This window comes from Paracoccus liaowanqingii (assembly GCF_004683865.2).
Taxonomy (GTDB): Bacteria; Pseudomonadota; Alphaproteobacteria; order Rhodobacterales; family Rhodobacteraceae; genus Paracoccus; species Paracoccus liaowanqingii.
The window spans coordinates 3252983-3271357 of sequence record NZ_CP038439.1; the positions used below are offsets into that span (position 1 = coordinate 3252983).

Annotated in this window: 19 protein-coding genes and 1 pseudogene; 14 read left to right on the forward strand and 6 right to left on the reverse strand. The window is 68.1% G+C overall.

Features of this window, described 5'->3' with window-relative positions; genetic code table 11:
• Positions 1 to 2: 2 nt before the first annotated feature.
• The 4 genes and pseudogenes from E4191_RS15750 to E4191_RS15765 all read right to left on the reverse strand — a co-directional run bounded on the left by E4191_RS15750 (position 3) and on the right by E4191_RS15765 (position 4687).
• The gene (locus tag E4191_RS15750) at positions 3 to 1136 is read right to left on the reverse strand and encodes a carbohydrate ABC transporter permease (protein WP_135314230.1); all 1134 of its coding nucleotides are present in this window, start codon (positions 1134 to 1136) and stop codon (positions 3 to 5) included.
• Positions 1136 to 2131, reverse strand: a complete 996-nt coding sequence (locus E4191_RS15755) for a carbohydrate ABC transporter permease (protein WP_135314231.1) — start codon at positions 2129 to 2131, stop codon at positions 1136 to 1138. The genes E4191_RS15750 and E4191_RS15755 overlap by 1 nt, the downstream gene beginning before the upstream one ends.
• A gap of 58 nt (positions 2132 to 2189) precedes the next feature.
• Positions 2190 to 3544: pseudogene (locus E4191_RS15760) on the reverse strand (ABC transporter substrate-binding protein).
• Positions 3545 to 3628: 84 nt separating this feature from the next.
• Positions 3629 to 4687, reverse strand: a complete 1059-nt coding sequence (locus E4191_RS15765) for a quinoprotein relay system zinc metallohydrolase 2 (RefSeq protein WP_135314232.1) — start codon at positions 4685 to 4687, stop codon at positions 3629 to 3631.
• A 147-nt stretch (positions 4688 to 4834) separates the two neighbouring features.
• Here E4191_RS15765 and pqqA point away from each other — a divergent pair, with 147 nt between their 5' ends.
• The 11 genes from pqqA (at position 4835) to E4191_RS15820 (ending at position 13301) form a co-directional block, all read left to right on the forward strand.
• Positions 4835 to 4927, forward strand: coding sequence for a pyrroloquinoline quinone precursor peptide PqqA (gene pqqA / locus E4191_RS15770; RefSeq protein WP_042250260.1), 93 nt, complete (start codon positions 4835 to 4837; stop codon positions 4925 to 4927).
• A 73-nt stretch (positions 4928 to 5000) separates the two neighbouring features.
• Positions 5001 to 5882, forward strand: a complete 882-nt coding sequence (gene pqqB, locus E4191_RS15775; protein ID WP_135314233.1) for a pyrroloquinoline quinone biosynthesis protein PqqB — start codon at positions 5001 to 5003, stop codon at positions 5880 to 5882.
• Positions 5879 to 6631, forward strand: a complete 753-nt coding sequence (pqqC, locus tag E4191_RS15780) for a pyrroloquinoline-quinone synthase PqqC (RefSeq protein ID WP_228461408.1) — start codon at positions 5879 to 5881, stop codon at positions 6629 to 6631. Before pqqB ends, pqqC begins: the two co-directional genes overlap by 4 nt.
• Positions 6628 to 6921: a pyrroloquinoline quinone biosynthesis peptide chaperone PqqD gene (gene pqqD / locus E4191_RS15785; protein ID WP_135314234.1), complete on the forward strand. Its 294-nt coding sequence runs from the start codon at positions 6628 to 6630 to the stop codon at positions 6919 to 6921. The genes pqqC and pqqD overlap by 4 nt, the downstream gene beginning before the upstream one ends.
• Positions 6922 to 6998: 77 nt before the next feature.
• Complete coding sequence (pqqE, locus tag E4191_RS15790) at positions 6999 to 8072, forward strand: pyrroloquinoline quinone biosynthesis protein PqqE (protein ID WP_228461750.1); 1074 nt, start codon at positions 6999 to 7001, stop codon at positions 8070 to 8072.
• 3 nt (positions 8073 to 8075) lie between these two features.
• Positions 8076 to 8876 (forward strand): quinoprotein dehydrogenase-associated SoxYZ-like carrier, encoded by an 801-nt coding sequence (locus E4191_RS15795; RefSeq protein WP_135314236.1) that lies wholly within the window; start codon positions 8076 to 8078, stop codon positions 8874 to 8876.
• A 121-nt stretch (positions 8877 to 8997) separates the two neighbouring features.
• A complete protein-coding gene (locus E4191_RS15800; RefSeq protein ID WP_135314237.1) occupies positions 8998 to 9705 on the forward strand; it encodes a response regulator transcription factor in 708 nt (235 codons plus the stop codon).
• Positions 9705 to 10889: an FIST N-terminal domain-containing protein gene (locus tag E4191_RS15805; protein WP_135314238.1), complete on the forward strand. Its 1185-nt coding sequence runs from the start codon at positions 9705 to 9707 to the stop codon at positions 10887 to 10889. The genes E4191_RS15800 and E4191_RS15805 overlap by 1 nt, the downstream gene beginning before the upstream one ends.
• The gene (locus tag E4191_RS15810; RefSeq protein WP_135314239.1) at positions 10879 to 12201 is read left to right on the forward strand and encodes an ATP-binding response regulator; all 1323 of its coding nucleotides are present in this window, start codon (positions 10879 to 10881) and stop codon (positions 12199 to 12201) included. The genes E4191_RS15805 and E4191_RS15810 overlap by 11 nt, the downstream gene beginning before the upstream one ends.
• 90 nt (positions 12202 to 12291) lie before the next feature.
• Complete coding sequence (locus E4191_RS15815) at positions 12292 to 12903, forward strand: hypothetical protein (RefSeq protein WP_135314240.1); 612 nt, start codon at positions 12292 to 12294, stop codon at positions 12901 to 12903.
• A gap of 95 nt (positions 12904 to 12998) precedes the next feature.
• Positions 12999 to 13301 (forward strand): hypothetical protein, encoded by a 303-nt coding sequence (locus E4191_RS15820; RefSeq protein WP_135314535.1) that lies wholly within the window; start codon positions 12999 to 13001, stop codon positions 13299 to 13301.
• Positions 13302 to 13317: 16 nt separating this feature from the next.
• Here E4191_RS15820 and ubiB read toward each other — a convergent pair whose 3' ends face one another.
• Together ubiB and ubiE are read right to left on the reverse strand one after the other, a co-directional pair.
• A complete protein-coding gene (ubiB, locus tag E4191_RS15825) occupies positions 13318 to 14850 on the reverse strand; it encodes a 2-polyprenylphenol 6-hydroxylase (protein ID WP_135314241.1) in 1533 nt (510 codons plus the stop codon).
• Between the two features lie 5 nt (positions 14851 to 14855).
• Positions 14856 to 15602, reverse strand: a complete 747-nt coding sequence (ubiE, locus tag E4191_RS15830) for a bifunctional demethylmenaquinone methyltransferase/2-methoxy-6-polyprenyl-1,4-benzoquinol methylase UbiE (protein ID WP_135314242.1) — start codon at positions 15600 to 15602, stop codon at positions 14856 to 14858.
• Positions 15603 to 15746: 144 nt separating this feature from the next.
• On the opposite strand from ubiE, the gene mutM reads away from it, so the two are divergent.
• From mutM to rpsT, 3 genes are all read left to right on the forward strand, one after another.
• Positions 15747 to 16592, forward strand: a complete 846-nt coding sequence (gene mutM, locus E4191_RS15835; RefSeq protein WP_135314243.1) for a bifunctional DNA-formamidopyrimidine glycosylase/DNA-(apurinic or apyrimidinic site) lyase — start codon at positions 15747 to 15749, stop codon at positions 16590 to 16592.
• A 69-nt stretch (positions 16593 to 16661) separates the two neighbouring features.
• On the forward strand, positions 16662 to 17438 hold the full coding sequence (locus E4191_RS15840) for an enoyl-CoA hydratase (RefSeq protein WP_135314244.1): 777 nt from the start codon (positions 16662 to 16664) through the stop codon (positions 17436 to 17438).
• 174 nt (positions 17439 to 17612) lie between these two features.
• A complete protein-coding gene (gene rpsT, locus E4191_RS15845; protein ID WP_135314245.1) occupies positions 17613 to 17882 on the forward strand; it encodes a 30S ribosomal protein S20 in 270 nt (89 codons plus the stop codon).
• The last annotated feature ends 493 nt before the right edge of the window (positions 17883 to 18375 follow it).

The window sequence follows — 18375 nt, forward strand, 5'->3', positions numbered from 1 at the left end:
AGTCATCCACCTTTCACCGACCCGGCCAGCAATCCGCGGACCAGGTATTTCTGCATGGCGAAGAACACCAGCAACGGCACGGCGATCGAGATGAAGGCCGAGGTCGCAAGGATCTCCCATTCGCCTCCGCGCGATCCCATGAGTTCGCGCAGAAGGCCGGTCATGACCAGCTGCTCGCGCGTATTGCCCAGAAACACGGTGGCCACCAGCAGATCGTTCCAGACCCAGAGGAACTGGAAGATGGCAAAGCTTGCCAGCGCCGGGAAGGACAGGGGCAGGATGATCCGGCGGAAGATCTGGAATTCGGTCGCCCCGTCCACGCGGGCGCTTTCGATCACCTCGCGCGGCAGGCCGACCATGTAGTTTCGCAGCAGATAGACCGCCAGCGGCAGGCCGAAGCCGGTATGGGCCAGCCAGATCCCCAGGTATCCCTTGCCGATGCCCAGCTCGTTGTGCAGCCGCAGAAGAGGGATCAGCGCCACCTGCAGCGGCACGACCAGAAGGCCCACCACGCAGGCGGTCAGCAGCGCGCGGCCCGGAAACTGCATCCAGGCCAGCGCATAGGCGGCGAAGGCCGCGATCAGGATCGGGATGACGGTCGCGGGGATCGTCACCGTCATCGTGTTCATGAAGGCCCGGCCCAGGCCCCCGGCGGTCAGCACGCGGCCGTAGTTCTCGGTCGTGAAGCTGGGCGGGGACAGGGTGGTGGTGAAGATCCGCTCGCCCCGCGTCATCTCGAAGGGCTGGGCCGAGGTCATCTGGTAGGTGCCGTCCCCGGCCACGGTGACGTTGACGCCGGGATCGATCTCGACCGTGTCGCCGGGTGCGAACTCGGCGGGGCTGCGGGCGCCGGTGCCCCAGGCCGTCAGCTCCTGCGTGCCCTCCAGCGCGGTGCCCTCGATCACGTAGAGCCCGTCGCGCTCGACCTGGTCGTCGGCGGTGCCGGTGCGCACGAAGCCGGTCTGCTCAGATCCCGAGAAGGACTGCCACCAGCCCGAGGTCGAGATCTGGTCGCGGTCGCGGAACGACGACACGAACAGCCCCAGGGTCGGGATCGTCCACAGCAGCACCAGAAGAAAGGCCGAGATGTTGACCACCCAGGTCAGCGAGGATTTCTGTCCGGCCATGCCCTCCATCAGCGGACCTCCTTGCGTGCGTTCCAGATATTCCAGACCATGATCGGGGTGACCAGGATCATCAGGACGATGGCGATGGCCGAGCCGCGCCCGTAGTCCGGCGTGCCGCGGAACATCCAGTCATACATCAGGTTGGCCAGCACCTGCGTGCCCCATTGCCCGTTGGTCATGACGAAGACGATGTCAAAGACCTTCAGCACGACGATGGTGATGGTCGTCCAGACCACCGCGATGGTGCCCATGATCTGCGGCACCTTGATCTTGAAGAAGACCTGCAGCGGCGAGGCGCCGTCCAGGATCGCGGCCTCGATCGTCTCCTCGGGGATGCCGCGCAGGGCGGCGGACAGGATGACCATCGCGAAGCCGGTCTGGATCCAGACCAGCACGATCATCAGCAGAAGGTTGTTCCAGACGGGCAGGGTCAGCCAGATCTGCGGCTCGCCGCCGAACTGGGTCACGATCCAGTTCAGCAGGCCGATCTGCGTCTCGCCCGAGGCGCGGTATTCATAGATGAACTTCCAGATCACGCCCGCGCCGACGAAGCTGATCGCCATGGGCATGAAGATCAGCGACTTGCCGATATTGCCCCATTTGATCCGGTCGGTCAGCTGCGCCGCGATCAGGCCGAAGACGGTGGACAGGGCCGGCACGACCAGCAGCCACATCATGTTGTTGACCATGGATTCGCGGAACTTCGCGTCGCCCATCAGCCAGAAATAGTTGTCCAGGCCCACGAAGCTGGATCCGTTCGAGTTGAACAGCGACCGCCAGAAGCTGTCGAGGACCGGATAGACCAGATACATGGACAGAAACAGGATCGCCGGACCCAGGAACAGCCAAGGCCGGATCTGCCCCGCGCGGCGGATGTTGTCGCCCGCCCTGGCGCCCCTCGGCGGATAGATCCGGTCCAGAAGCCAGTTCGACCCCCAGAACCACGCCACGCAGCCGAAGACGCCGATCACGATCGTGCTGGCTGCCAACCACAGCAATTCCATCCCAGTCTCCCCCCTGAAGAAAAGGGCGCGGCGTACGGGCCGCCGCGCCGGTCGGTCGTCAGTTCAGCGAGGCCCAGGTGGCCTGGATCGTGTCCGTCACCTGCTGCGCCGAGGCACCGCCGACGAAGTCGATCATGCCGGTCCAGAAGGCGCCCGCACCGATGGCGCCGGGCATCAGATCCGACCCGTCGAAGCGGAAGACGGTGGCGTCCAGCAGGATCTCTCCCATCCGGCGGACGGTGGGATCGTCATAGGCCTCGACATTGGCGCCGCTGAAGGGCGTCACGAAGCCCTGCTGCGCCATCCAGATCTCGTGCGCGGCGGGGGTCTTCAGGAACTCGACGAAGGCCATCGCGGCGGGGTTGTCCGACAGCACGGCGAACATCGTGCCGCCGCCCAGCACGGGCTGGCCCAGATCGCCCGAGGCGGGGGCGGGCATGTAGAAGAAGTCCGCATCCTCGCCCACGACCGTGCCTTCGGGGAAGAAGGTCGTGATGAAGCTGGCCTGACGGTGGAGGTAGCAGCCCGGAGGGCTGGCGAACAGACCCGCGGGGCTTTCGCGGAAGTCGGTCGCGCTGACCGATCCGACGCCGCCCGCCACGAAGTCGGGGTTCTTGGCGAACCAGCCGAACTCCTCGATCGCCGCCACGACCTTGGGGTCGTTGAAGGGCATCTGGTTGGTGGTCCAGGCGTCGTAATCCTCGGGCGTCGAGGTGCGCAGCATCAGATCCTCGACCCAGTCCGTCGCGGGCCAGCCGGTCGCGCCGCCCGATCCCAGGCCGATGCACCACGGCGTTTCGCCCTCTTCGGCGATCTGCTCGGTCAGGGTCTTGAGGTCCTCGTAGGTCTCGGGATCTCGTAGCCCGCGTCCTCGAAGTTCTCGGGCACGTACCAGACCAGCGATTTCACGTCGGCCTTGTAGGGGAAGGCATAGAGCGCCTCGGTCCCGTCGGCGCCCGCATAGGTGCCAAGCGCGGCCCAGCTTTCCCCTGCCGCATAGTTGTCGGCCAGCCATTGGGCCGTGTCCTCGCCCAAGGGGCGCAGGAAGCCTTTTTCCGCCAGATCGGCGGCCAGGCCCGGTTGCGGGAACACCGCCATGTCGGGCGGCGATCCCGCCTCGCTGTCGATGACGATCTGCTGTTCGAAGCTGTCCGAGCCGGAATAGTTCGCCTGCGCGCCCGTCGCCTCGTTGAAATAGGCGATGACCGACTGGAACAGCTCCTGGTCGCCCCCCAGCCAAGGGCCCAGGATGTCGAAGCTTTCGCCTTCCAGGCCCGGATGGGCGGCGGCGAACTCCTCGAGGCTGGCCCAGTTGATGCGGTCGTCGCTGCCCGGTTCGATCACCAGCTGCGCCTGCGCCATGCCTGCGCCAAGCGCAAGGACGGCGGCGGTCGTGAACAATGTGGTTTTCAAGTCTTCCTCCCTGAAAGTCCCGGGCAGTGCTGCCCGCTGTTATCGCCAACATCCGACGGTTCCGGCGAACCTGTCAAATGTTTCTCATTCCCACTCCAGCTCTTTGTAGGCAGCGGTCGCGTTGCGCGCCACTGTCGCCGGATAGGAATTCCAGAACGTGCCGTAGGGTTGCAAGGCCTCGGCGATGACCGGCACCGCCTGCGACAGGGCCAGCCCGGCAGCGATCGCGTCGCGGGTCTGCGCTGCCAGCGCGGTCAGGAAATCCTGCTGCGGGTCCACGGCCTCGGGCCATGACGTCGCAGCCGGACCGTGGCCGGGCACGATCAGCGTTGCCCCGGCGGCGGGATCGTCCGCCATCCAGTCCAGCCAGCCCTGCAGCGATCCGTCGACCACCGGGGTCAGGTCGCGAAAGATCAGGTCGCCGGTGAACAGCACCCCCGTGGCGCTGTCGCGCACCGTCAGGTCGCTGTCGGTATGGGCGGCGGGCCAGGCGCGCAGGTCCAGATGGCGGTCGCCCAGATCGATCCGGTCCGCATCCGCGACCAGCCGGTCGGGCAGGGCGATGCGCGTGCCGATCCATTCCGGGGCGGGGTAAAGGTCCTGCAGGCTTTGCAGATAGCTGTCCGACCGCGCCTCAAGGGCAAGGGGCAGGGCGTCATGGGCGGTGATCCGGGCGCCCGCCTCGGCCATCACCTCGGCGCCCAGGACGTGGTCGGGATGCATGTGGGTCAGGATCAGGTGGCGGATCGGCAGATCGGTCAGCCGCCGGATCGCGACATGCAGCGCCTGCCCCTCGGCCCGGGACACACCCGCATCGATCACCGCCACGCCGCCCTGCCCGATCACCACACCCAGATTGGCGATGCGGCCGTCCGGGGTCTCCTCCATCTGCCGGGGGGTGCCGAAATGGACGTAGACGCCCGGCGCCACCTGCCGCAGATCCGCGGCGGGCAGGTCGGCATTGGCGCGGCACTCCGCGCGGCCGCCGGTCAGGTCGGGGCGGTCGGCCAGCCAATCCGAAACGATTCGGTCCGCCTGCGCCATGCAGCCTGCCAGATCCGGGGAATCGCCCTTCGGCAGCAGGATCTGCCCGCAATCGTCGCCCGACACCGCCAGGCAGGCCCCCAGGATCAGATGAAACATCGCGGTTTTTACTCTTTCAGCACCAAGCGATCACGAAATGGTCACGAACATACGACCTTGGTCGTGTTGATTCATCCTGCCTCTGAACTACATTTGAATCCAGTCGCCTTCTTGCGCGGCAGTATTGGCATGTAGGAGGAGCACAGCATGGCCTGGACCAAACCGATCCTGACGGAAATTGCCTGCGGCATGGAAATCAACATGTACGCACCGGCCGAGGACGAACCCGTCCTGTTCTGAGCCTGTCACACAGGCAGGAATGCGGCCCCGTCCGATTCGTTCGGTCGGGGCCTCTTTTTTAAGGCGGACCCCAATGCAGATCATCATCCTTGGCGCCGCCGCCGGTGGCGGCCTGCCCCAATGGAACTGCGGCTGCGACAATTGCAATGCGGCGCGCGCGGGGCGGATCCCGTCGCTGACGCAAAGCTCGATCGCGGTCAGCGCCGACGGCAGGGACTGGGCCGTGCTGAACGCCTCGCCCGACATCCGCGTGCAACTTGCCGCGACCCCCGCGCTGCATCCGACCGGGCCGCGCGACATGCCGTTGCGGGCGGTGCTGGTCACCAATGGTGACATCGACCATGTGGCGGGCCTGCTGACGCTGCGCGAAAGCCAGCCCTTCGATCTGTACGCCACGGCGGCGATCCACGACGCGCTGGCCGCCAATCCGATGTTGGCGGCGGTGAACCCAGACTTCGTGCCGCGCCGCACGGTCGCGCTGGACCAGACGGTCGAGCTGACCCCCGGCCTGACCGCGACGCTGTTCGCCGTGCCCGGCAAGGTGCCCCTGTACCAGGAGGGCGCGGTGGTCGAGACCGGCCTGATGGGCGAGACGACCGTGGGGGTCGAGTTGCGCGCGGGCGACCGGCGCGCGCTCTACATTCCCGGCTGCGCGGACCTGCCCGACTGGCTCAGGGACCGGATCGCGGGGGCCGATGCGCTGTTCTTCGACGGCACCCTGTGGCAGGATGACGAGATGATCCGCATGGGGCTGGGCTGCAAGACCGGGCGCCGCATGGGGCACATGGCCGCGACGGACACGATGCCCGCCCTGGCCGGAACGACCATCGGGCGGCGCGTCTTCGTCCATATGAACAATTCGAACCCGCTGACCGATCCCGACAGCCCCGAGACGGCCCAAGCCGTCGCCGCGGGCTGGCAGGTCGGCCGCGACGGCATGGAGATCAGCTTGTGAAGGATATCCGCGACCAGGCGCATTCGCCCGAGGAATTCGAGGCCCGGCTGCGGGCCATCGGGGCCGCGCGCTATCACGACCGCCACCCGTTCCACGCCCGCCTGCATGGCGGCGACTGCACCCCCGACGAGGTGCGTGCCTGGGTCATCAACCGCTGGATGTACCAGTCGCGCATCCCGATGAAGGATGCGGCCTTCATGTCCCGCGTGACCGATCCCGACCTGCGCCGCGCCTGGCGCAAGCGGATCGAGGATCACGACGGCGGCCAGAGCGAAGGTGGCGGCATCCGCCGCTGGCTGGCTTTGGCGCAGGCCGTGGGGCTGGACCCCGATTACGTGGCCTCGGGCGTGGGCATCATGCCCGCCACGCGCTTTGCCGTGGATGCCTATGTCCGCTTCGTGCGCGACATGCCCCTGCTGGATGCCGTCGCCGCCAGCCTGACCGAGCTGTTCGCGCCCCGCATCCATGCGCAGCGGATCGAGGGCCTGCTGCAGCACTATGATTTCGCCGACGACAGCAGCCTGTCCTATTTCAAGAAGCGCCTGACCGAGGCGCCCGAGGATGTGAAGTTCGGCCTGGGCTATGTGCTGACCCATGCCGACACGCTGGAAAAGCAGGACGCGGCGGCGGCGGCGCTGACCTTCAAGACGGATGTCCTCTGGGCGCAGCTGGACGCGCTGTGGCACGGCTATGTCGAGGGGAAGATCCCTCCCGGCGCCTGGCAACCGGGCGAGGGGATGGCCGCATGACCGCGCTGATCGAACCCCATGACGTGCCCTATCTGCCGCGCGGCGTGCGGCTGCAGAGCGACCGCGTGCGCGGCATCCGCGTGCTGCAGGCGCCCGAGCGGGCGATGCAGCTGGACCAGATCGGCGAGGCGATCCTGACCGAACTGGACGGCACCCGCAGCATGGACGGCATCATTGCGGGGCTGACGGCCCGCTACAAGGCGCCGCCCGAACAGATCGCGGGCGACGTGCGCGATTTCCTGACCGGGCTGATCGAACGGCGCATGGTCTTCGTGAAGGACGCCTCATGAAGGACCAGCAGCACCCCACCGGACAGCAGGACGGGCCGCGCGATCTGGACGGCAACCCCGTCACCCCCGGCCTGCCCATGGCCATGCTGGCCGAGGTCACGCATCGCTGCCCCTTGGCCTGCCCCTATTGCTCCAACCCGGTCGAGCTGGTCCGCGCCGCGTCCGAGATCAGCGCCGACGATTGGGGCCGGGTCTTCCGGCAGGCCGCCGATCTGGGCGTGCTGCAGGTCCATGTCTCGGGCGGGGAACCGGGGGTGCGCAAGGATCTGGCGCAGATCGTGGGTCATGCGCGGGATGCGGGCCTCTATGTGAACCTGATCACCTCGGGGATCGGCATCACCCGCGACCGGCTGATCGAGCTGGACCAGGCGGGCGTCGATCACGTGCAGCTGTCGCTGCAGGGCATCCGGCCCGACATGGCCGACCGCATCAGCGGGCATCCGGGGTCGTGGGACAAGAAGATGGCCTTCAGCGATTGGGTCACCGAGATCGGCTTTCCGCTGACCATCAACGCGGTCGTCCATCACCAGAATATGGACCGCCTGCCCGACATGATTGATCTGGCCGAACGCCTCGGCGCGCGGCGGATCGAGGTGGCGACGGTGCAGTTCCACGGATGGGCCGACCTGAACCGCAAGGCGCTGATGCCCACGCGCGAGCAGGCGGCCTTCGCGCGCCAGGTGGTCAACGCGGCGCGGCTGCGGCTGCGCGGGCGGCTGGTCATCGACTACGTGCCCGCCGACCACCATGCGATCTATCCCAAGGCCTGCATGGGGGGCTGGGGCTCGACCGGGCTGAACGTGGGGCCGGACGGCACCGTGCTGCCCTGCCATGCCGCGCAATCCATCGACTGGATGCGGTTCGAGAACGTGCAGGAACGGTCGCTGTCCGACATCTGGCACCTGTCCGACAGCTTCAACGCCTTCAGGGGCACCGCTTGGATGCCCGAGCCCTGCCAGAGCTGCGAGCGCAAGACCGTCGATTTCGGCGGCTGCCGCTGCCAGGCGATGGCGCTGGCGGGCGACGCGCGGGCGACCGATCCGGTCTGTCCGAAATCTCCGCTGCATGCGGGTGTCGTGGCGAGGGCCGAGGAGGATGCGGCCGCCACGACAGCCGAGCTGATCTATCGGAGGATGAAAAAGGGAGGATAAGTGATGAAGCTGTGGCTGACCCTGGGCGCGGTCCTGCTGGCCGCGCCGGCCTTGGCGCAGGACAATGCGCTGCAACCCTCGCCGATCTGGGAGGATCTTCGATCCTCGATCATCGGCGTGGATGTCGATCCGCCGCTGGACGCCGTCGCGCTGGATCTGGACGCGCCGCCGCGCGCCCATGACGCGGCCATCGTGCCCGTGCGTCTGACGCAGGGTGCCGAGGCCCCGCCGCTGGAGGCGCTGACGCTGGTGGTCGACGGCAACCCCGCCCCGGTGGCCGCCGAATACGATTTCGGACCGTCGCTGATGCCGCTGGATTTCGAAGTGCGCCTTCGCATCGACAGCTATTCCGACGTCCGGGCCATCGCCACGCAGGCCGATGGCGCACAGGTCATGGCGGGCCGCTTCGTCAAGGCGGCGGGCGGCTGCTCGGCGCCGGCGGGCAAGGACATGGCGGCGGTCGAGGCGACGATGGGGCAGATGCGCTGGCGCAGCACCCCGGACGAGGCGGGCGACCGCGCCATCGGCACGCTGATGATCCGGCATCCCAACTTCTCGGGCCTTCAGCGCGACCAAGTGACGCTGCTGAACATCCCCGCACATTTCATCGACCGTCTGGAGGTCCGTCAGGGCGAGGATCTGCTGTTCCGCATGTCCGCCGGGATCTCGGTCAGCGAGGATCCGGTTTTCCGCTTTCATTATAATCCCAACGGCCAGCCCGTCGATGTGCGGGTCGAGGACACGGATGGCAATATCTGGGACGAAAGCTTTCCCGCGGAGCGTGCAGAGGTCAACAAAAGCTAAACACCTCCTCCCACTTTAGTCTGGGCATAACGCTTGCTTTATATGCAGGCGGGCCTAAACTGATGGCAACGGGCGAACCTTGGAGGAGGGGCGCTTCGTCTGAACCCCAGGGAGGACTGCCATGACCGCAACCGCCATGCAGGCGCGTCCTGCGCCGTCACCGCGACCGACCGCCGATCAGGTCCGCGAGATCCTGATCGTGGACGACCATCCTTTGATGTGCGACGCTCTTGCCCTGACCCTGAAGATCAGCTTCGGGCTGAAGAACGTCCGCACCGCCCGCACGCTGGCGGCGGCGGTCGAACAGATCCGCATGCAGGGCGCGCCCGATGCCGTGATCCTGGACCTGAACCTGCCCGACGCGCGCGGGGCCGAGGGCATCGTCACCCTGCGCCGACAGCTGCCCGGCGTGCCGATCACCATGATCTCGGCCGACCTCGAGGGCTCGATGATCTCGACCGCGATGGCGGCGGGCGCGCAGGGCTATATCAGCAAGTCGCTGTCGCGCGAGGCGCTGGTCGACAGCCTGCGCCGCATGTGGGAGGGCGAGCATGTCACCCCCGAATGCTATCGCCCCGACCAGGACGGCGCGGGCGAGCTGGCCAAGGCCGAACTGGCGCGCAGCTTCTCGACGCTGACGCCGCAGCAGATGAAGATCCTGCGGCTGATCTGCAAGGGCAAGGCCAACAAGGAGATCAGCTACGAGCTGTCGATCGCCGAGGCCACCGTCAAGACCCACATCACCGCAATCATGTCCAAGATCAACGCGCGCCGCCGCACGCAGGCGGTGCTGCTGGCCAATTCCATCCGGCTGTTCGAGGCCGGCTGATGAACACCGGTCCGGAGGCGAGGGAGGGCGCATCCGGACCGGTCGCTGTGCAGGCCGACCGCGGCGGGACCGATCTGGTCCCGACCCTGCTGGACGGCCTGCGCGGCACCCATCCCGCCCTGGTGCTGCTGTTCGGCGCCCAGGGCGACGAACTGGCGGCGCTGAACGACGCGCTGAGGCCCGAACTGCCGCCGGGCTGCGTGATCGCCGGCTGCTCCTCGGCCGGAGAGATCGGGCCGCAGGGCTATGCGTCCGACAGCGTGGTGGCGATCGGCTTTCCCGCCCGCCACTTCCGTGCCGCCGCCCTGATCCTGCCCGACCTGCCGGCGCTGCCCGTCTCGGCCTGGATGGCCAGCCTGCGGCAGTTGGCGCGGGATTTCGGCCATGATCCGGCGCGCCGCCTGTTCGGCCTGATGCTGTCGGACGGGCTGACCGGGCAGGAGGACGTGCTGGTCGCCACGCTGGACGCGGCCCTGCCCTCGGTCCCGGTGCTGGGCGGATCGGCGGGCGACGGCCTGGATTTCCAGGTCACGACGCTGCTGGCCCAGGGCGTGGTGCAGTCGAACGTCGCCGTCTTCCTGCTGGTCGAGACGGATCTGGCGATCCACGAGGTCACCTTCGCCCATTTCAGCCCCACCGCGACCCGTGCGGTCGTGACCGCCGCCATCCCCGAACGCCGCCGCATCCTGGAACTGAACGCCGAACCGGCGGCGGCGGAATATGCCCGGCTGACCGGCCTGCCGCACACCGCGCTGACCCCGTCGGAATTCGCCCGCTTTCCGCTGCTGCTGCGGATGGGGTCGCGCCACCATGTCCGCGCGATCAGCGCCATCACCGACGATGGCGGCCTGTCGCTGATGTCGGCCATCGACACGGGCACGGTGCTGACGCTTGGCCGGGTCGACGACATGGCCCAGGGCTTCTCCGACATGCTGGAGGCGCTGCCCGGCCGGCCGCTGATGGTGCTGGCCTTCGACTGCATCCTGCGGCGGCTGGCGCTGGAGCGCGCCGGGCTCAGCGAGCGGATCTCGGATCTCTACCGGCGCCACCGGGTCGCGGGCTTCAACACCTATGGCGAGCAGCACAGCGGCATGCACGTGAACCAGACCTTCGTGGGCCTGGCGTTCCTGGCGCCCGACCCGCCCGCACCGTTCCCCGCGCCGGAGGGTGTCGATGCTGCGTGACGACGACCCGCCCGATCGGCAGGTCCAGAAGCTGACCCGGATCACCCAGGTCCTGATCGACCGCATCGACCGGCTTGAGGAAAAGCGCGGCTCGGCCTGGTCCACCTTCCAGGCCGCCGTCGCGCTGGAACAGGAGGTGCTGGCCCGCACCCGCGATCTGGAACGCGCCATGGCCGACCTGTCGCAACGGAACCGCGAACTGGCCGTCGCCCGCGCCTCGGCCGAGGAGGCGAACCGGTCCAAGACCCGATTCCTGCGCGCCGCCAGCCACGATCTGCTGCAGCCCCTGTCGGCGGCGCGGCTGTTCCTCTCCGCCTTGGCCGACACGCCGATGGACGAGAACCAGGCCGAGCTGACCGACAGGCTGGGCAGCGCCTTCGAATCGGTCGAGCAGCTGATGCATGCGGTGCTGGACATCTCGCGGCTGGACAGCGCGCGGATCGAGTTCAACCGCCAGCCCGTCGCGCTGGACGAGCTGTTCCGCAGGCTGGCCGCCGAATTCGCGCCCGTGGCCCATGCCAAGGGGCTGCGGCTGGCCTTCATGCCGACCGGCGCGGTGGTCGACAGCGATCCGATCTTCCTGCGCCGCATCGCGCAGAACCTGGTGTCGAACGCGATCAAGTACACGCAGCGCGGCGGCGTGGCGGTGGGCGCCCGCAAGCGCGGGGGCATGTGCTGGCTGTCGGTCTATGACACCGGCATCGGCATCCCCGCCGTGGACCGCAACCGCATCTTCGACGAGTTCCAGCGCCTGACGCATGATCAGGCCACCCCCGGCATGGGGCTGGGCCTGTCCATCGTGCGCCGCGCCTGCGCCAAGCTGGACCATCCGATCAGCCTCAGCTCGGAGGCGATGCGCGGCACCGTCTTCCGCGTGGGCCTGCCGCTGGTCGGCGCCGACCCCGATGCGGCGCCCCGCCTCTCGGACACGGCGCTTCCGGCGCTGCGCGGCCGCGTCGCGCTGGTGGTCGAGAACGACCCCGACATGCGCCGCGGCTACGAGATGATCCTGCGCGACCGGCTTGGCATGGTGCCCCGCCTGGCGGGCGGCACCGCCGAGGCGCTGGCCACCATGGGGGACGAGCCGCCCGACGTGATCCTGGCGGATTATCACCTGGAGAACGGCGATACCGGCTTCGCCGCCATCGAGGCCCTGCGCGCCGCCGCGGGCCGCCCGGTGCCCGCGGTCATGGTCACCGCCCATCGCGACCCGGGCATCTCGCGCAGCTGCGCGCGGATGGGGATGCATCTTCTGGAAAAGCCGGTGCGCCCCGCCGAGCTGGCCGAGATCCTGGCCCGGCTCCTGGCCTAAGACCAAGGGGGGATGCGCGGCCTGCCGGGGCTTGCGCCCGGCCCCCTCCGCCCCCCATCATGACCGACGGAACGTTTGGGAGGACCGACCATGACACGCGCCTTTGCCCTAGCCCTCTGCGCGGGGCTGGCGGCCCTTGCCCCGCAGCCCATGACCGCCGCCGAGGCGGGCGATGCGGTCTTCGCCGAACGCGGCCCCTGGGATCTGGACGCCGCGCTGGAATGGCGCATGACGGTCGAGGGCCCGCAGGCCGAGGGGTTCCGCCCCCTGGCCGATGCCGCCGTGACCCTGGCCGAGACGATCGACCCCTCGGACCAGCAGCCGGTCCTGCAGCTGACGCAGGAGCTGGGGACGGGCAGCCGCAAGATCGGGCCCTTCCCGATTTCGGGCGGCGACCCGGTGCTGACCTTCTTTCTGGAACAGACGGTGCGCGACATGTCCGCCCTGTCCGGCGGCAGCCCCCATTACATCCGCAACCGCATGAAGGAGGCGCTGTTCCGCGGCGGCGAGATCACCCGCGACGAGGGCGGCGTGACCGCCAGCTTCCAGCCCTTCGCCGAGGATGCGAATGCCGCGCGCATGAACGGCTTCGACACGCTGCGCCTGACCTTCGTGATGGCCGATCCCGACGATCCGATCCGAGAGCTGCGCGCCGAAACCGATGCCGTCCCCGGCTATCGCAGCGCGCTTGTCCTGCAATGAGGGCGCGGCATCCTGACGGCTTGGGTCCGGAAATATCCCGAGGGGGTGGGGGCTGGCCCCCGCTCCTGGCGGTCGTGGCCATCCTGGCCTCGGGCATGGGCGCCCCTGCCCAGGCCCAGGCCATCAACGACTTTCCGACCAATGCGCGGGCGGAATACGTCTTCACCTGCATCGCCACCAACGGCCAGACGCGCGAGATGATCGACCGCTGCTCCTGCGCGATCGACCGCATCGCCGAGATCCTGCCCTACAGCGACTACGTGAATGCCGAGACGGTGCTGCGGATGCGCCAGACCACCGGCGAACGCTCGGGCATGTTCCGCGGCATGGCGCAGCTGACCGAGACGGTGGCGATCCTGCGCCGCGCCGAGGCCGAGGCAGAGATCATCTGCTTCTGACCCTAAAGGCCCCGCCCTACAGGGAAAGTCCGATGCCCGCGCCCGCCGCCAGTGCCAGCACGGCCACCAGCCAGATCGGCACGGCGGGGCGGGCCTGGATCAGGGTCAGGCGCGCCTCCTCGGGATGGGCGCGCTCCCACAGCATGCGTTCGATGATGCGGGGCAGCAGCGGGCCATAGCGGCCGACGGTCTGGGCGATCTGCGCCAGATCGTGGGCAGCGGCCTTGGGGCCGATCCCGGCCTTGATGTAATCCGACACGACCGGCTTGGCCGCGTCCCAGATATTCAGGTTCGGGTCCAGCGACCGCGCCACGCCCTCGACCACGACCATGGTGCGCTGCAGCAGGATCAGCTCGGTCCGGGTGGGCATGCCGAAACGCTCGGTCACCTCGAACAGATAGGACAGCAGGTTGCCCATCGAGATGCGGCTGGCATCGGCGCCGAAGATCGGCTCGCCCACGGCGCGCAAAGCGCGGGCGAAGGCGGCCTCGTCGCGGTCGCGGGGGACGTATCCGGCCTCGAAATGCACGCGCGCCACCAGCCGGTAGTCGCGCTGGATGAAACCGTACAGGATCTGGGCATAGACGCGGCGGGTATATTCGTCGATCTCGCCCATGATCCCGAAGTCATAGGCGATCACGTCGCCATTCGCCGCGACCTTCAGGTTGCCGTGATGCATGTCGGCATGGAAGAACCCGTCGCGCAGCGCATGCGACAGGAACAGCTGGATCACCCGGCGCGCCAGATCGGTGGTGTCGTGCCCGGCCGCGATCAGCGCCTCGCGGTCGCCCATCGGCAGACCTTCTGCCCAATCGGCGGTCAGCACGCGGCGCGAGCACAGCGCGAAATGCGGCATCGGCACCTGGAAGCCGGCATCGCGGGCGGTGTTTTCCGAGAACTCGGAGGCCGCCGCCGCCTCCAGCCGCAGATCCTGCTCGCCGGTCACGGTCTGCTCGAAATGGCTGACCACGTCGCGGGGGCGCAGGCGGCGGGCACCGGGCGACAGCATCTCGACCAGGCGGGCGCCGAAATGGAAGGCGTCGATGTCGCGCTTGAAGGCCGCCCCGATGCCGGGGCGCACGACCTTGACCGCGACCTCGCGCCCCGTCTCGCGCACCCGGGCGCGGTGGACCTGCGCGATCGAGGCCGCCGCGACGGGCTCGGAGAATTCCGAGAAGAGCTGGTCGATCGGGGCGCGCAGGTCGGCCTCGATCACGGCCTTGGCGATGTCGGTGGGGAAGGGCGGCAGGCGGTCTTGCAGCATGCGCAGCTGGCCCGCCATTTCCGGGCCCACCACATCGGCGCGCGTCGACAGGATCTGGCCGAACTTGATATAGGCGGGGCCAAGCGCGGTGATCGCCCGCGTGATCGGCGGCAGGGTCGGATCGCCCTTGTAGCCCAGCCAGCGGAACGGCCAGCCCAACACCCGCGCGGCCATCCGCAGCCGGATCGGCGCATCCACCGCATCCAGCACGGCCGCCATCGCGCCGGTCCGCTCGAATGTGGCGCCGGTGCGGACCAGCCTCAGGATATTGTGGGGGCCGCGCATGATGTCTACAACTTCCAGCCGGAATGCAGGGCGGCGATGCCCAGGGTCAGGTTGCGCCACTGGACGCGGTCGAAGCCCGCCTGCCGGATCATCCGGGCGAACTCCTCCTGCTCGGGGAACTTGCGGATCGATTCGACCAGGTACTGATAGCTGTCGCGGTCGCCCGTCACTGCCTGGCCCATGGCCGGGATGACGTTGAAGCTGTAGCGGTCATAAGCCCATTGCATCGCGGGCACCGGGATCTGGCTGAATTCCAGCACCATCAGCCGCCCCCCGGGGCGCAGCACGCGATAGGCCTCGGCCAGCGCGTCGCCGATGCGGGTCACGTTGCGGATGCCGAAGCTGATCGTGTAGCGGTCGAAGCTGTTGTCGGCGAAGGGCAGCGCCATCGCGTCGCCGGTGACCCATGACAGGCGGTCGGCCTTGTCCACGGCATCGGCGCGCTTGCGACCCTCGACCAGCATCTGCTCGGTCATGTCGCAGACGGTCACGCGGCCGCCGGGCGCGCGGTCCAGGAAGCGGAAGGCGACGTCGCCGGTCCCGCCCGCCACGTCCAGCAGGTGCTGGCCGTCGCGCGGCGTCAGCCAGTCCATCATCGCGGTCTTCCAGATGCGGTGGATGCCGCCGCTCATCAGGTCGTTCATCAGGTCGTAGCGCGAGGCGACCGAGGAAAACACCTCGTGCACCATCCCGGCCTTCTGGTCCTCGTCCACGGTCCGAAAGCCGAAATGGGTCTGTTTTCTGTCGCTCATCACGCTTGCCGTTTGCCTGTTCCATCGCCAGATAGGTCCGGCCTGCCGCCCGCACAATGACCGCGATGCGTCATAGGTGCAATGCGACGGTTACGCCGCAGGCGCCCCCCGAATGCGGCAGGCGCAGGCGCGAAAGGAACCACCATGCCCGAACTGCCCGAGGTCGAGACCGTCCGCCGCGGCCTGGCCCCCCATCTGGAAGGCGCGCGCCTCGTGCAGGTCCAGGTCCGCCGCCCCGACCTGCGCTGGCCCCTGCCCGTCGATCTGGTGCAGGTGATGACGGGCGCGCGGGTCACCGCGTTGCGGCGGCGGTCGAAATATCTGCTGGCCGATCTGGATCGGGGCGGCACCGTGCTGTGGCACCTGGGCATGTCGGGGCGGATGCTGGTCGAGGGGGCGGGGCTGGCGGGGTTTCACCGCGATCCCGGCATCCATGCGCGCCACGACCATGTCGTGCTGACCACCGAGGCGGGCACGACCATCACCTTCAACGACGCGCGTCGCTTCGGGATGGTCGACCTGATCCGCGAGGGCACGGCGCATCCGCTGCTGGATCATCTGGGCCCCGAGCCCTTCGACGCGGGCTTCACCCCGGATTATCTGGCGCTGGCCTTCGCGGGGCGGCGCGTGCCGGTCAAGCAGGCGCTGCTGGACCAGCGGATCGTGGCGGGCCTGGGCAACATCTATGTCAGCGAATCCCTGTGGCGGGCGGGGATCGACCCGCGCCGGGCGGCGGGGCGGATCGGGGCGGCGCGCCTTGCGGCGCTGACGGGCCATGTCCGAGACGTGCTGACCGACGCCATCGCGGCGGGCGGCTCGTCCCTGCGCGATCACCGGCAGGCCAGCGGCGAGCTGGGCTATTTCCAGCACAGCTTCCGCGCCTATGACCGCGAGGGGCAGCCCTGCCTGCGCGCGGGCTGCGACGGCACCATCCGCCGCATCGTGCAATCAGGGCGGTCGTCCTTCTGGTGCCCTTCCTGCCAGAGGTGAACGCTTGGATTTACCGGGTCCAAGCTGATAGGACGGGCCGGTAGCAACCTGGCAACGAGGTCCAAGCCTATGGCTTACGAAACCATCATCGTGGAGATCGAGGACGAGGTCGCCCTGATCCGGCTGAACCGTCCCGAGGCGCTCAACGCGCTCAACGCCACGCTTCTGGACGAGCTCTCCAGCGCGCTGTCGGATGCCGACCGCAACGACAAGGTCCGCTGCATCGTGCTGACCGGCAGCGAGAAGGCCTTTGCCGCCGGCGCCGACATCAAGGAAATGTCGACGAAATCCTTCGTCGAGGTCTATCAGGCAGACCTGTTCGGCGCCCAGATCGAGGCGATCGGGCGCGTGCGCAAGCCGATCATCGCCGCCGTCAGCGGCTATGCCCTGGGCGGCGGCTGCGAGCTGGCGATGGTCTGCGATTTCATCATCTGCGCCGAGAATGCCAAGTTCGGCCAGCCCGAGATCAACTTGGGCGTGATCGCCGGCATCGGCGGCACGCAGCGCCTGACCCGATTCGTCGGCAAGTCCAAGGCGATGGACATGAACCTGACCGGCCGTTTCATGGACGCGGCCGAGGCCGAGCGTTCGGGCCTGGTCAGCCGCGTCGTGCCCACGGCCAAGCTGCTTCCCGAGGCGCTGGCCACCGCGCGCAAGATCGCCGACAAGTCCCAGATCGCCACGCGCGCCGTCAAGGAGGCCGTGAACCGCGCCTTTGAGACGACCCTGCACGAAGGCCTGCTGTTCGAGCGCCGGACCTTCCATTCGATGTTCGCGACCGAGGACCAGAAGGAGGGCATGGCCGCCTTCCTGGAAAAGCGCGAGGCGCAGTTCCGCGACAAATGACGGCTCCGGCGCAAAGAGGCTTTCCTTTTTGCGCCCGCTGGCCTATAGGCCCGGGCTTACATGCGTGTGGGCCCGCTTTGGCAAGAATCATGATCGTCCCCGACCCGGGACGACGCCATGGGGCTTTTGCACGTTCGATATTTTGACCTGCACCTGACCCGATAGGAAGATCCCATGGCCAATACGCCCCAGTCCAAGAAACGCGCCCGCCAGATCGAACGTCGCACCGACGTCAACAAGGCCCGCCGCTCGCGCATCCGCACCTACCTGCGCAAGGTCGAGGAGGCCATCGCCTCGGGCGACGCCGCCGCCGCCAAGACCGCCCTGCAGAACGCCCAGCCCGAACTGATGCGCGGCGTCACCAAGGGTGTCGTGCACAAGAATACTGCATCGCGGAAAGTGTCGCGTCTGGCAGCCCGCGTGAACGCGCTGACCACCGCCTGAAGGCCGGCCCCGAAAGGGGCGGGAATCCCCAGCTTTCGGGCCCGTCAGGGCCCCAGAACATGATCGGGTGCAGGCGAAAGCCTCGCGCCCGATTTGCGTTTCTGCATGTGCATCGTTCCCGAAAATCGAACGATTTCAGCGTTTTGTGAAAATTGTTAATCGAGTCAAAGGCCTCGCAGATTCGAGGGGTCCAACTCTCTGTCAAGCGCAGAGTTCGGTTGCGGCTGCAGCCCCCGTGGCGCTAGTTTCCTCCATGCGATTCACGTCGCTTGGGGGACGGGCCGGACCTCGCGAGACGACCTTCGGGTCGCTTCGGGACGCACGGCCGGGCCGCGAAGATCTTCTCTTCCGCCCTCGGAACCACATGGCCGGCTGCCACCGACCATTGCAGGAACCGTGTCTGAGATCGGAAACGGGCTGACGCCCCCCGCGCGACCGCATTCCGGTCGTCGGGACAGCTGTTTTCCGGCCCCACCCCGGGTCGACGTGATTT

Excerpts from the sequence above, each read along its gene's own strand:
- E4191_RS15840 (WP_135314244.1), top strand. The coding sequence starts at position 16,662 with ATGGCTTACGAAACCATCATCGTGGAGATCGAGGACGAGGTCGCCCTG.
- E4191_RS15750 (WP_135314230.1), bottom strand. The coding sequence starts at position 1,136 with ATGGAGGGCATGGCCGGACAGAAATCCTCGCTGACCTGGGTGGTCAAC.
- pqqA (WP_042250260.1), top strand. The coding sequence starts at position 4,835 with ATGGCCTGGACCAAACCGATCCTGACGGAAATTGCCTGCGGCATGGAA.
- pqqD (WP_135314234.1), top strand. The coding sequence starts at position 6,628 with ATGACCGCGCTGATCGAACCCCATGACGTGCCCTATCTGCCGCGCGGC.
- E4191_RS15755 (WP_135314231.1), bottom strand. The coding sequence starts at position 2,131 with ATGGAATTGCTGTGGTTGGCAGCCAGCACGATCGTGATCGGCGTCTTC.
- E4191_RS15820 (WP_135314535.1), top strand. The coding sequence starts at position 12,999 with ATGGGCGCCCCTGCCCAGGCCCAGGCCATCAACGACTTTCCGACCAAT.
- E4191_RS15765 (WP_135314232.1), bottom strand. The coding sequence starts at position 4,687 with ATGTTTCATCTGATCCTGGGGGCCTGCCTGGCGGTGTCGGGCGACGAT.
- E4191_RS15800 (WP_135314237.1), top strand. The coding sequence starts at position 8,998 with ATGACCGCAACCGCCATGCAGGCGCGTCCTGCGCCGTCACCGCGACCG.
- E4191_RS15810 (WP_135314239.1), top strand. The coding sequence starts at position 10,879 with ATGCTGCGTGACGACGACCCGCCCGATCGGCAGGTCCAGAAGCTGACC.
- ubiE (WP_135314242.1), bottom strand. The coding sequence starts at position 15,602 with ATGAGCGACAGAAAACAGACCCATTTCGGCTTTCGGACCGTGGACGAG.
- pqqB (WP_135314233.1), top strand. The coding sequence starts at position 5,001 with ATGCAGATCATCATCCTTGGCGCCGCCGCCGGTGGCGGCCTGCCCCAA.
- rpsT (WP_135314245.1), top strand. The coding sequence starts at position 17,613 with ATGGCCAATACGCCCCAGTCCAAGAAACGCGCCCGCCAGATCGAACGT.
- pqqE (WP_228461750.1), top strand. The coding sequence starts at position 6,999 with ATGGCCATGCTGGCCGAGGTCACGCATCGCTGCCCCTTGGCCTGCCCC.
- ubiB (WP_135314241.1), bottom strand. The coding sequence starts at position 14,850 with ATGCGCGGCCCCCACAATATCCTGAGGCTGGTCCGCACCGGCGCCACA.
- E4191_RS15805 (WP_135314238.1), top strand. The coding sequence starts at position 9,705 with ATGAACACCGGTCCGGAGGCGAGGGAGGGCGCATCCGGACCGGTCGCT.
- mutM (WP_135314243.1), top strand. The coding sequence starts at position 15,747 with ATGCCCGAACTGCCCGAGGTCGAGACCGTCCGCCGCGGCCTGGCCCCC.
- E4191_RS15795 (WP_135314236.1), top strand. The coding sequence starts at position 8,076 with ATGAAGCTGTGGCTGACCCTGGGCGCGGTCCTGCTGGCCGCGCCGGCC.
- E4191_RS15815 (WP_135314240.1), top strand. The coding sequence starts at position 12,292 with ATGACACGCGCCTTTGCCCTAGCCCTCTGCGCGGGGCTGGCGGCCCTT.